10 protein-coding genes are annotated in these 12,589 nt (G+C 59.2%); 3 read left to right on the top strand and 7 right to left on the bottom strand.

Going from position 1 to position 12,589, the window contains the following annotated elements; translation table 11 throughout:
* The 3 genes from QA645_RS27135 to QA645_RS27125 all read right to left on the bottom strand — a co-directional run bounded on the left by QA645_RS27135 (position 1) and on the right by QA645_RS27125 (position 3,939).
* On the bottom strand, positions 1-1,200 hold the full coding sequence (locus tag QA645_RS27135; RefSeq protein WP_283044582.1) for an ABC transporter permease subunit: 1,200 nt from the start codon (positions 1,198-1,200) through the stop codon (positions 1-3).
* 98 nt (positions 1,201-1,298) lie between these two features.
* Positions 1,299-2,462: an amino acid ABC transporter substrate-binding protein gene (locus QA645_RS27130; RefSeq protein WP_283044581.1), complete on the bottom strand. Its 1,164-nt coding sequence runs from the start codon at positions 2,460-2,462 to the stop codon at positions 1,299-1,301.
* 40 nt (positions 2,463-2,502) lie between these two features.
* Positions 2,503-3,939, bottom strand: coding sequence for a M20 family metallopeptidase (locus tag QA645_RS27125; protein WP_283044580.1), 1,437 nt, complete (start codon positions 3,937-3,939; stop codon positions 2,503-2,505).
* Between the two features lie 374 nt (positions 3,940-4,313).
* Here QA645_RS27125 and QA645_RS27120 point away from each other — a divergent pair, with 374 nt between their 5' ends.
* Both QA645_RS27120 and ggt read left to right on the top strand, forming a co-directional pair.
* Complete coding sequence (locus QA645_RS27120; RefSeq protein ID WP_254130602.1) at positions 4,314-4,814, top strand: Lrp/AsnC family transcriptional regulator; 501 nt, start codon at positions 4,314-4,316, stop codon at positions 4,812-4,814.
* A 352-nt stretch (positions 4,815-5,166) separates the two neighbouring features.
* Entirely contained in the window at positions 5,167-6,753 is a 1,587-nt protein-coding gene (gene ggt / locus QA645_RS27115) for a gamma-glutamyltransferase (RefSeq protein WP_283044579.1), read from the top strand.
* 1,091 nt (positions 6,754-7,844) lie between these two features.
* Here the strand turns inward: ggt and QA645_RS27110 are convergent.
* From QA645_RS27110 to QA645_RS27095, 4 genes are all read right to left on the bottom strand, one after another.
* The gene (locus tag QA645_RS27110) at positions 7,845-8,465 is read right to left on the bottom strand and encodes a nuclear transport factor 2 family protein (RefSeq protein ID WP_283044578.1); all 621 of its coding nucleotides are present in this window, start codon (positions 8,463-8,465) and stop codon (positions 7,845-7,847) included.
* Positions 8,466-8,530: 65 nt separating this feature from the next.
* Complete coding sequence (locus QA645_RS27105; protein ID WP_283044577.1) at positions 8,531-10,051, bottom strand: amidase family protein; 1,521 nt, start codon at positions 10,049-10,051, stop codon at positions 8,531-8,533.
* A 61-nt stretch (positions 10,052-10,112) separates the two neighbouring features.
* Positions 10,113-10,922, bottom strand: a complete 810-nt coding sequence (locus QA645_RS27100) for a shikimate dehydrogenase (RefSeq protein ID WP_283044576.1) — start codon at positions 10,920-10,922, stop codon at positions 10,113-10,115.
* Positions 10,919-11,887, bottom strand: a complete 969-nt coding sequence (locus tag QA645_RS27095) for a TIM barrel protein (RefSeq protein WP_283044575.1) — start codon at positions 11,885-11,887, stop codon at positions 10,919-10,921. Before QA645_RS27095 ends, QA645_RS27100 begins: the two co-directional genes overlap by 4 nt.
* Here QA645_RS27095 and QA645_RS27090 point away from each other — a divergent pair.
* A complete protein-coding gene (locus QA645_RS27090) occupies positions 11,867-12,547 on the top strand; it encodes a hypothetical protein (RefSeq protein WP_283044574.1) in 681 nt (226 codons plus the stop codon). The genes QA645_RS27095 and QA645_RS27090 overlap by 21 nt on opposite strands.
* Positions 12,548-12,589: the final 42 nt, after the last annotated feature.

The raw sequence follows: 12,589 nt of genomic DNA, 5'->3' as shown, positions 1-12,589 counted from the left end.
TCAGCGCTCCACCAAAGCCACACGGGCGTTGTAGATGTTCATCAGAAGACTGATAGAAAGACTGATCGTTAAATAGACGCCCATGATGACGCCCACGAGCTCGATGGACTGGCCTGTCTGATTCATCGAGGTTGTCGCGACGGACACAATGTCCTGGTAGCCGATCGCGACGGCGAGGGAGGAGCCTTTGGTCACATTGAGATATTGGCTGGTCAACGGAGGCACAATGACGCGCAAGGCCTGCGGAAATACGATCCAAGTCAGAATGTGTTTCGGATGGAGCCCGAGGGCGCGAGCCGCTTCGTGCTGCCCGCGGCCTACCGATTCCAGTCCCGATCGGACGATTTCGGCGATGAACGCGGCATTGTAAACGACGAGACCGACGAGAAGTGCGAAGAATTCGGGGGAAACGGTCGCGCCGCCGCGAATATTGAAGCCTTTCGGCTGAGGCATATCGAGAGTCACAGATGCGCCGAGCGAGAATCCGACGACGAACGGGATGGCGACCAGAAGGGTGATGGCTATCGGCCAGAACGACCTTGCGCGGCCATCATCCAGTTGCTTGCGGGACGTTCTCTTTGCGTACAGCGTCGTTGCCAGAAGGCCGAGAACAAAGGCGACCAGTGTCCAACCATGCGCGGCTTGCCAATCCACGACGGGAAAGCTCAATCCGCGATTCGACAGAAAAACGCCGGCGACGGGATTTAGAGCCTGCCGAACGGGCGGTAGCTTCTGGAGGATGGTGTACCAAAGAAAGAGCTGGAGCAGGAGCGGAACGTCCCGGAATAGATCGACGTAAATGGAAGAAAGCTTGGCGAGCAGCCAGTTCTTCGAAGTGCGTGCGACACCGATTGCGGTGCCGAGAATGGTCGCAAGGATGATGCTCCAGAACGCGACCGACAGCGTATTCAGGGTTCCTACGAGAAGCGCGCGGAAATAGCTGTCTGCCGGGGTGTAAGCGATCAAGTGTTCGGCAATAGGCAAACCCGCTTCGCGAGTAAGGAAGCCGAATCCTGATGAGATGTTGCGCGCTGCAAGATTGTGGTGGAGATTTCCGGCGAGCCAGAAGACAGCTCCAAACAAGGCGAGCGCAGCGAGCGCTTGCCAAACGAATCTACGAACGGCGACGTTCGAAACAAGTGAGCCCAGCACTGTTGCTCGACGAGTGTGCGTTTGTATGCCGTCGTTGAGTGTCGTCATGTCGCTCTGCCACGAACTTCCATGAGTGGGTTGGAATAGGGGGGCATTTCCGGATCGCAAGGCGAGAGGACCCGGAAGACCGTCTTCTCGGGCCTGCATCAACGCATCGGAGGAGCGTATTGAATGCCACCATCCTTCGCGAGGCGGTTTGCACCGCGCTGAATACCCAGGCTGGCGATGGTGCGGTCCCACAGCTCGGCGGTATTGCCGACGGCCTTGACGACATTAACGGCCCATTGTGCATCCAGCCCAAGAGCGGCGCCTAGATCGCCGGTCTCGCCCACGAAACGCTGATTCTGTGGGTCTCGTGTCTTCCGGAAGGTGTCGATATTGGTTTTGGCGATGCCGCTTTCCTCGGCGGTCAGCATGGCGATGTAAGTCCAGCGAACGATGTCAAAGAACCGTTGGTCGCCCTTGCGGACGAAAGTTCCGAGCGGTTCCTTTGATATGATGTCGGGAAGAAGAATGTATTCGTCGCCGGCTGGGCCCATCGAAAGTTTCAGGGAGCCGAGTAGCGAGGAATCGTTCGTATAGGCGTCACATCGGTTGTTTGCCAACGCATCGCGGACCTGTTCGACCTTTTCGATGACGATGGGCTTCAGTGCGAGATTGTGGGTCCGGAAGAAGTCGACCATGTTGGCTTCGCTTGTCGAGCCCTGCGTCACGCAGACGGTAGCGCCATCGAGCTCCAGCGCGCTCTTTACGCCCAGGCTTTTCTTCACCATGAACCCCTGGCCGTCATAGAAATAGATCGAGGCGACGTCGAGACCCAAGCTGGCTTCGCGAGTGAGCGTCCACGTGGTGAAGCGAGCCAACATGTCGACTTCGCCGGATTGGAGAGCGGGAAAGCGCGTCAAGCTGGTGAGGGAGGTGAAGCGAATTTTTTCCGGATCACCGAAGATCGCGGCTGCGACCGAGCGGCAGATGTCCGCATCCAGCCCTTGCATCACGCCTTTGCTGTCCGGGAAGCTGAAGCCGGGTCGATCGCCTGCGACGCCGCAGATGAAATATCCGCGGGCCTTGATGGCTCCAAGTGTGTCGACCTTGTCTGAGGCAGAGGTACTCTGACCGCTCTGGGTTTGCGCTTGGGCGCCAAGTGGAGCGATTGCCATCGCTGCTACCAGCGCCGCCGCGCCGAGCGCGACCGCCAGTTTTGAGTGCGGCCTGCCTGCGCGCGTGATGGCGTATCCAAAAGTCACCATGGTCGTTCCTTCCCTGTCGAATGCGATGCGTTTGATTTTCTTGGGTGCGCCTAATGGCATCACCGTTCTTCTACGAAAGCCGAGCGAGGAGCGGCTACAGTCAGGCCGCCGCCGATGCGACTGGTTGCCCGTCTCGGATTGCCGCCTCTCCGAGATCCCAGAACAGGCCCGTCATGATTTGCATTCCTTCCTCCGCCACGCTGACGAGCATGTGCTCGTCCGGTGCATGCTGGGAGCAGGAAGGATAGGAGTGCGGGATCCAGAGGGTCGGCATGCCGATGATCTCGGCAAAGACCTCGTTTGGCAGCGATCCACCAAAGTTGGGCAACAAAGATGCCTCGCGACCGAGCGTCGTTTCCATCGACGAGAGGGCGAACTGAACCCAGCCGTTGTCGAGGTTGGTCCGGGTCGCAAGATAGAAGTCTTCCTTGATTTCCTCGAATGTCACGTCGGAGAACCCTCGCGCATCCAGATGCGCGCGCAACGCGGGAAGCACTTTCTCCGGATCGACGCCAACGACGTAACGCAATTGACATGTTGCTTGAGCGGTCCCCGGCACAGCATTGACGGGGGCATCAGGCCGACCGCAAAGGAAGGCTAGGACCTCGAAATTGCACCAGCCATAGACTTGTTCCGCGCCCGCCAAGCCCGGCTCACCCCAGTTGTCGTCAATCGCCGGATCATCGGGGCCTGTTTCGAGGACGATTTTTTTCAGGGCTGCGCGGATCTCGGGCGGCATGCGATGCGGTATCCATTCCGGGATCGCGATGCGGCCGGTCGGATCGGTGATGGTGGCGATCGCATGGGCAAGCCTGATGCCGGGATTGACGAGCAGGCCACCCCAGTTTCCGGAATGATATGCTCCTTCGCGGATCTCGCAGGTCAGACGAAAGCCAACGCTGCCTCGACCACCGAGAAACAGGGTCGGTGCACCTGCCGCCAAACGGGGGCCGTCGGAAGCGATAAGACAGTCTGACTTGAGCAGATCGCGATGGTTTCTCGCGAGTTCGGCGAGCCCGAGCGAACCAGTCTCTTCGCCCATCTCGATGAGCACCTTGGTGTTGAACCCAAGCCGGCCGCGTCTGTCCAGCACGATGCGCAAGGCAGCCAGGTTGATCGAGTGTTGACCCTTGTTGTCCGCAGTGCCGCGGCCGTAGATGCGTCCGCCGGCTTCATCCAGTATCCAGGGATCGCGGCCGTCCTTCCAATCGCCACTCATGCCCCACAGAACGTCGCCGTGGCCGTAGATCAGAATGGTGGGGCGTCTCGGATCTTCGATCCGCTCGGCATACATAGCCGGCAGACGCTGCTCGACCGGGTTTTCGATGACCCGGCATGAAAAGCCCATCCGCTCCAGGAGCGGACGCATTTCCTTGTTCAAGTAGTGAAGGTGATCGTCGCGGCTGTCCGTTCGAGGGCTTTCGCTACGGATGGCAATGCGAGGGGCCATCTCGGCCGTGAAGTCGCCGTCAACGACATAGCGTCGCGCGGCGGCAATCGCATCTTCCCTCGTGGCCGGCTGGGCAACGCTAGACATCAGAGCTCCGGAAAGGAAAAATCGCCGACTGCGAGCACAGGTCGCCGCTCCCGTGTCGCGGTTCTTGTCCCTCAAGAAATTGCATATTCGGATATGATCAGTATTGCGGCGTCGCCGAGTTGTGCGCTCGGAGTCAAGCTGCCGAATGCAATCTTCCCTCGATTTCTCGGGGTTGGCCGAACGAATTGTGGTGGTTCACTCGAAATAGTTCGGAGCACCATTTCGAGGGGAGTGCCGCAAGCTCCGGTCGGGGGTGTCGACGAAAAGGGGAGCGGCGAGAGGACCGAGATGCGGGGATTCTCGTCGAAAAGATATTGCGCGCGGGCTCAAAAAAGCTTTTAGCTTGAGAGGCTTACTGGACGATGGAGGCGTTGATGCTGAAGAAGCTCGGGGTGCACGACCTCGATCAATATGATCTAGCAATCCTCGAAATTCTTCAGCGCGACAACACGACTCCGCAGCGCACTGTCGGAGACATGGTCAATCTGTCCGCTGCGGCCGTTCAACGCCGGATCAGCAGGCTTCAGAAGGGCGGTGTCATCGAAAGCAACGTCGCCATCCTGGATCCGGAGACCGTGGGTCTACCGATCACGATCCTCGTGGAAGTGCACATCGAGAGCGAGCGTCTTGATCTACTCGAGGCTGCGAAGAAGGCATTCATTGCAACCCCGGAAGTCCAGCAATGCTACTACATCACTGGCGACATGGATTTCTTGTTGGTGATCACCATCGCTTCGATGCGAGATTACGAAGACCTTACCAAGCGGTTGTTTTTCGAGAATCACAACGTCAAGCATTTCAAGACGATGGTGGTCATGGATCGCGTGAAAGCGTCGATGGGCCTAAAATTGCCCACGGAAAAAACGACCAAATAGGTCGCGCGCTTCGATCGATCGTCCATCGCCATCGACAAAGTTTCCGCATTCGTCTCCCTGACAGAACGGCATCTCGCAAGGCGGCTTTGTGACTTGCGGCCCCAACCTGCAACATTCTTGCAAAATGGGAGAGCATTTAGACGCGTTTCTCGCCGTCAACCGCAGTATTGATAGGGCCCAAGCTCAGTTTTCTGGGAAGCTGCGTTCGACTCGCTATCTCCCAAACTTGCCGGGGCTGTTGCCCCGGCGTTTTTTGTTAACCCGCGGCTGCGCTGAGATCATTCGAATCGGGGTTGAGATCCGAGGGAGGTGAGATCGGCAAAATTGCGAAACGTACGGTGCTGGTACTGACATGAGAGATTTCCAGTCGCCAGGACGTTCCGAAGCATTCGGCGTCAACGGAATGGCCGCGACCACGCACCCGCTAGCCACGCTGGCCGCCATCGACGTGCTGCGCGAAGGCGGAAACGCCATAGATGCAGCCGTGGCGGCCGGAGCGATGCTTGCTGTCGTTGAGCCAACCCAGACGGGCGTGGGTGGGGACTGCTTCGTTCTTCTGAAGCGGGAAGGGCAGCCGGTCATAGCTCTCAACGGATCCGGAGCCGCGCCATCAGCGGCGAGTGTCGAACGGCTCGCAGAAGCCGGCGTGACGACACTCGACCCCGAGAGTGCGCACACAGTTACTGTTCCAGGTGCCGTACGGACATGGGCTCGCCTGGCAGAAGATCACGGAACGCTTGATCTCGCGCGACTATTCGCACCTGCGATCGCCGCCGCGGAGAATGGCTATCCCGTCGCTGAGCGGCTCGCGAGGGACTGGGCGAGGCACATGCCGAAGCTCTCTCGCCTTGCTGCGACGACTTCCGTCTTTCTTCACCGCGGCGAAGCGCCGGCTCCTGGCGATTTGCGCGCGCAGCCAATGCTGGCTCGCACCCTTCGGGATGTCGCCAGACAAGGGGCGGACGTGTTTTACGAGGGATGGATTGCTGAAAGCATCGTAAAAGCGCTGCGTTCGCTCGGCGGTTTTCACACCGTCGAGGACTTCGCCGCGTTCCGGCCGCGTTACGAGAAGCCGATATCAGCGTCCTACCGTGGTTTTGAACTGTGGGAGTGTCCGCCGAATGGCTCAGGCGTTGCCGCTCTGGCCATGGCAAGTCTGCTCGACCGTTACAATGTCGCGGACTTTGCTCCCGTGTCGGTGGAGCGCTATCATCTCCTGGCCGAGATCGCCCGCATTGGCTATGCGGAGCGCGACGCCTTTGTCGGCGATCCCGATGCCGGGCATGTGCCGGTCGAGCGCATGACCTCGTCAGCTCGTGCCGACATCCTCGCTCGCCGGATATCGCCGAGCGGGCGGCTGACTGACGTCACGCCGATCACCATGCCGGAACACAAAGACACGGTGTTCCTGTCCGTCGTTGACAAAGATCGCACCGCAGTTTCGTTTATCAACTCGATCTTTGACGATTTCGGCAGCGGCATCGTGGCACCCGAATGTGGGGTCCTGCTGCACAACCGCGGCTTCGGCTTTGTGCTCGAGCCCGGCCATCCCAACGTTCTTGCTGGTGGCAAGCGGCCAATGCACACCATCCTGCCTGCGATGCTGACGCGAGGCGGCGAATGCGTGCTGTCGTTCGGTGTGACAGGGGGGCATTTCCAGCCGATTGGACAGATTCAGGTGCTGTCGAACCTTCTTGATCACAGAATGTCAGTGCAAGAAGCGATCGACCAACCGCGTATCTTCGCACGCGGCGACGTGCTGGACGTCGAAGCGACTGTTCCGGCTAAGATCGTCGAGGGGCTTCGTGCGTTGGGGCATCTTCCTACGCGAGCGTCAAATCCACTCGGAACTGCCCAGGCGATATGGATCGACCGTAGACGTGGCCTTCTCAGAGGCGGGGCTGATCCCCGACGGGATGGCATCGCCCTTGGTTACTGAGATCAGCTGTCGAAAGTTCTCATTCCATTGCTGGTCAAGCGGGGAGTGTGGCAACCGCTGCGCGATGTTTGAGTTGAAGGGGCGGCGTCTCTGCACCGGAAGAGAGGAAGCGCCGGAGTTTAGTCTCAGAGATTGGAAACGCTGAGTCAGGTAAATTCCACCCAGCTTGTGAATGGTGTGATTCGCGACCGCGAGGTGCACAAATGGCGGAATCTAGTTGGACCGAGCACTTGCGGTGCCCGATCTGTGGACGGACCGGTCGCGCGCAGCTTTCTGAAATCGAACCCTTGCGAAGCCGAATTGATTGGGTCTCGGAGGAGTTCGAAATCCATACGGATAGACGGGGCGAGCCCTGGTCGACGTCCTGCTCACTGTCGCAAGCGCTAGGGGCGATGAAGCGCTTCCTCCATGGGCGCGGTAACTCGGCCATGCTCGCCCAATTTATACTCAATCAGCAAACTGAGTATAACGCCAGTCTGATGCAGCTTTAGATATCATTGTATTTCCGACGCCAATCTTGCGATCCGCGCGTGCACACGGCTTGTCGTGTGCGCGACGTGTGCACCGAGAATCCGAACTCGCGAATTCCGCTTCCAATTTAGGCCCAGATGAGCCTAGAAGGACCACGTTCCGGAAACGTGGTCGAACCGAATTTCTCAGTCGGTCCAATAACATGCAGGACTGATCGCGACTAGAATAGCTTAGCAATATGAATGGCTTACGCTGGAAGTTTTCTACAGCCCCGATGATGGATTGGAGCGAGAGTTCAAGTTTTTCAGGTGGTTAGAGGGCGGCGTGTGCATGGCGTGTGCACCGGGAGATCCAGAAAGATCTGATCTAAGCAAGCGTGAACAGGCCGCATCAGCTCGGCGGGACGAGGCTACGGTTTGTGCACGCGCGCCCTGAAATCTAAGGGTGGAGGTAGCTGGATAGCTGGCGGATCAGCGTCGGTGATGAGGGCTACGATCGCAGTGTTGAAGAGGCCTCGAGCACGCTGAATGCGGCCGTAGCTCCCGGCGTTCATTGTTTCCGTGAACACGAAAGCACGACGCTGCGGAGACATTGCGAAACGTGTTTGCGTCCGCTGATCCTCAGTCGGGAACGGACCGTAGTTTATCAGTTCCGTAAAGCCATTGGCGTCCTCTCTCATAGAGAGCCTCGACCTCTGGACCAACGAGACCCGGCATGTCCAATTTCACGTCATAACCAACCTCCTGCTGAAGGTAGGCCAAGTGCCTATAGCCCTCGGGCAAAGCCGCCAATCGGGCCAGATCCATGTGAAGGTTCGCGCCAGGTACGATCGGATCGATGCGATCCTTCTCGTAGATGGGTTGGCGCCGAACCATTCCCCATCTACCATCTCTCTTCTCGAGAAAATCGAAAAAGCGACCTGTGCACACGACGTCGCACAATGACTCGTTGACGCATGCGCGCTGCGAAATTGTCATTTTGGTTTGAGCGATGGCGCGGGCGCCGACGACCTCGATGTTGCTCCCTCCGAGGAAGTGCAAGATGCGGACGCCCCGATTCCAACCCTCTTGGCTCATCCGGATAAATTCGGTCGCTGATCCTTGGAACCATGTCGCTGACATCCAGCCATCGTCATGCCAAACCGTGGCGAAGCGCTGCCAGTCGCCGGAATCGCGCCATATCGCCCAGTTCTCGATGAGCTCCCTGACTTCCAATTTGTCGGCGTATGGTGTGTCGATCATGAGAGACCCGCTTGAATTTCGACGGCTTCATTGGCTAACGAACGTTGATGAGTGCGAACCTGACGTTATCGCGGTCGATCTGCAGCTTTGGGCGGGGCAGGCAGGGTCGGCAAGAGTTGCTGGACCGACAGCCCAAGGGACAACAGCTCTTCGTCGTGGCGAGGCAACACTGCAAAGGTGACGCCGAGAGGCAGTCCACGGGACGACAACCCCATGGGAAGGGTCATTGCCGCGAGTAATCCCTTGGTGAGGTAGTTGGTGTTGTCAATGTACGCCTTCCAGGTTGGAATTGGTGCGCCGTCCATGGTGATCTGGTCGTCGGATCCCTCGATGGGACGTGCGTCAGTCAGGGTTGTGGGAAATGCGAGTGCGAAGAGCCGGTGCTCGGCAAACGCCTTTTGGAATGCACCTTGGACGGCAGGCTTGAACGTTTGAACTGCCTCCATGTAGGCCGCATCGCTTGGGCTCGCCGGGCCGACAATGCGCGTCTGGTAGTCCTTGATCAGATCTGGGCTGCGAATACCAGCTACGAGCTCGTCAAACGAAATGCCGACGTGATAGCGGGCCAGAAATTTTGGCACCTCGGTCTTTAATTCGTACGGCGTTATGGGGCCAAAGCCCTTCTCGGCTTGCACGAGACCGGGGAGATCGATCTCCACCACTTCGGCTCCAGCCTCTCTGAGCCTCTGCAACGTGTTCTCGAAGAGTGCTCTGCTGTCGGCGTCGGCAACGTCCACGAACAATTTGCGCGGAACGCCGATTCTTAAGCCGCTCAGGTTCGATGGACTCACGGCGGCATTGGTCGAAGCCATGACGGAATCCACCAGGATGATGTCTTCGACTGTCCTCGCGATCGGGCCGATGGTGTCACGCGTCGGCGAGACCGGAAGAACGCCTGCCATCGGATATCGACCCACGGTCGGGCGAAATCCGATCACGCCGTTGAGCGCCGCCGGGATAAGAACAGAGCCTCCTGTATCCGTGCCCAAGGCGATGGGGACCAACCGCGCGCCGACGGCGGCTCCGGCGCCGCCGCTTGATCCGCCAGCAAAGCACTTCGGATCGTAGGCATTTCGGACGGGGCCGAACACCGCATTGTTGCTCGTTACGCCGCCTGCGAGTTCGTGGAGGTTGAGCTTGCCCAAAATGACCGCGCCTTGGTCGATCAGGCGCTGAACCGTGTCGGCAGTCTCGGTGGGGACGTAATTCCTGGTCGCGGACGTTCCGAAGGTCGCGCGCTGGCCGCCGACCAGCACATTGTCCTTCACGGCAATCGGCAAGCCCGCGAGGGCTCTTGCTCGGAGATCTTGCAGTCGGTGGGGGTCCTTACAGACGTCGAGGTCGTCGGCTCGGCGCGTACTGATGAAGGCATTGTGGCCATCGTTGCCGATGGCAGACAATAGGCTCTCGGCCACGCGGCACGGGTCGAGCCGGCCGGCGGCCACATGGGTCACAATAGCGCGTCCGGACATATCTGCGATACTGTGCTCGGTATCCGCAGCGGTGGCGGCGGTGAGGGCGGATAGGCCCCAAAGGAAAACAGATCCCACTTCCGTGGCCAACGCTTTCCTGCTCAACTTGGGCATCGCGCCCTCCCTGTTCATGTGGTGAGGATCAAAGTGGTGATGAGGACGTAGAGCTCTGACATCAGCGGGCACCCCCGATCGAGGGTGTAAAAAAGTCCGTCATCAGGCCCACAGAACTCTCGAACATTCCAACGCCGGTTTGCGTGCGGCAGCCGATATCGCTGGCCTGTCGGAGCAGCGGAGTGATCTCGGGCTTGGTGATCACGTCTCCCACGAACATCGCTGGCGCGAGCCCTGAAGTGTCAAGGGGCAGTGGGTCGCCAGGAGACATGCCAAGAGGCGTGGCATTGACGACGAGGGAAAATCCTCGTGGATCATCCGTGCCGACAATAACTTTGCTGGCATGCGCGGCCGCGAGCTTGTTCATCAACGTTGTGCGGCGTTTGGTGTCGATATCGAAGATAGCAAGCCGGCCGAGACCACGATCAAGCAGTGATAGTCCAATCGCACTGCCGGCACCCCCTGCGCCAACAAGCAATCCGGACTCGCCGCCAATGATACAGCCGGCGGAGACGATCGCGTCGACGAACGCCTCGCCATCGAGCATGTCGCCAGACCAGCCGCCTCCAGCGTTCCGGCGCGCTACATTGGCGACGCCGAGGAAGGCCGCGCGATCGGTCAGGTCGGAGCAATGCTCGGCCAGGGCAAACTTATGCGGGACTGTCGCGATGATGCCGTCGACGTTAGCCATGGCATTGACGGCAGCCAGCACGCGAGTGATGTCGGCGGGCCGCACTTGTAGCGGCATAACGACCGCATCGATCTGGCGTTTGTCAAACTCTTGCGTCAGGCCGGCAGGTGCCTTCACCTGCGCGATGGGATCGCCCAGGATCAGAATGATGCGGGTCGCGCCGCTATATTGCGGGATCAACGAGTTTTCTCCTCTTCACTCCGTCGCGTTCGCTCCACATCAGTGATGAGATCGAGAGTTGCCACGCGAGCTCTGCGCGCCTTGTCGACGGGCGATTGGTCGGTGAAACCCGCATGCGGCGCTTCAATCGCGATCGGCACGTCGGCCGGTGTAACCGCGATGAGTTCGCGCAGATCAAGCTCTCCTTCACCGGGATAGAGCCGATTGCCGCGCGCTTCGTGGCGCATAGCCTCGATGGTCTGCGGGGGGAGCTTTGGCGCGTCGCACAGGTGAAGAAATCGGAGCCGATGCAGGTTCGCGACGACATCCGCCACCGAGCCACCGGAACGGCTCAGATGCAGGGCGTCGACAAGGATGCCAATGTTTGGTCGGTTGATGCTGGCAAGACAATCAGCAGCATCCCAGATCGTGCAGACCTGGCTATAGGGAATGAATTCCAACAGGATTTGGACTCCGACACGGGCTCCAATCTGACAAACGACATCAAGATGATCGAGGAAGCGGTTTCGGACCGGGTCGTTTCCGGAGACGATTGCGTAGCGCGCACCCATCTCTGCCCCGAAGCCGAATGCGGGCTCGATGCCGGTCGCGTTGAACTCCGCCGACAGCCACCATGCTTCGATATCCAGGACCTTGATCCCCGTCTCCGCAAGGCGGCGCAAGATAGATGTACGAAGCGACCGGTCACCGAGCGGCAGTGCCATGCGGCTATCGGTAGTCGGCGCGACAATCCGCATGCCGATGTGATCGAACCCGGCTTGTGCCGCGTGATCGATCAGTTGGAGAGGGGATGCGCCCGGCAGAGTCAGATGGGCGAGAGAAACGATGCGCATGAGGCGATGGATCAAGTTGAATGACTGCGCGGAGATTGACAGGCCGCGCCATAGCTGTAAACAATATACGCACAAATGTGCGAATAGCGCACAAAAAGATTGAGGAGCGAAATGTCCGGTCTGTTTTTTCATGAGACGCTCGATCCCGTGCGCGCACCCGGCGCACACACGCGCTATCTGTCAGAGCTCGGGGAAATCGTCTCGACGATTGGAAACGCGGAAGGATCCGCCGGAGCCGAAAGCATAGCGGCGTGGGTGCCGATCTTTCTCAACGGCGATTGGCCGCGGATTGTGACCTTCTGGGAGATGCCGGGAGGTTGGGGTGGGTTTGCGGATCACTTCGAAAAGTACAGGGAGCTTTTCCATGGTCCGCTCGAGCGCTGGTACGGTGAGCGATCCGGTGGGTTTGATCGGATCCTGGCCGGTACTTCCTTTACGCCAGGGCGGCAGCAATTGCTGACCGCCGATCGCCGCGCACCGGTGGTTCTCCAACAGATCGTCGACCTGCGGAGTGGTGGAGCGGAGACTTATCTCGACTTGCTCTCGCGAGCGTGGGAGGAAATCGACGCCACTTGCGGCTTCTCTCTGCTGGGTGGCTATGAAACTGCCTTTCGCCACGGCACCGAAGTCATGCTCCTATGGGCGTTTCCCGACATGCGCACTCTGGTCCGTCTGCAAGAACAGCCGACTGAGTTTTCCGCCTTCCATGCTTGGCAACGGCAAGCGCGCGATCAGGAATCCGGCCATCGCGCACTAATCTTGCGACCGACCGACTGGTCGCCCTTGCGCTAAGTGCAAAACCTCGACACAAAACATCAACGAGAGAAACGTCCA

The sequence above is a fragment of the Bradyrhizobium sp. CIAT3101 genome (assembly GCF_029714945.1).
Lineage (GTDB): Bacteria > Pseudomonadota > Alphaproteobacteria > Rhizobiales > Xanthobacteraceae > Bradyrhizobium.
This window is presented reverse-complemented; position numbering and strand designations above follow the sequence as displayed.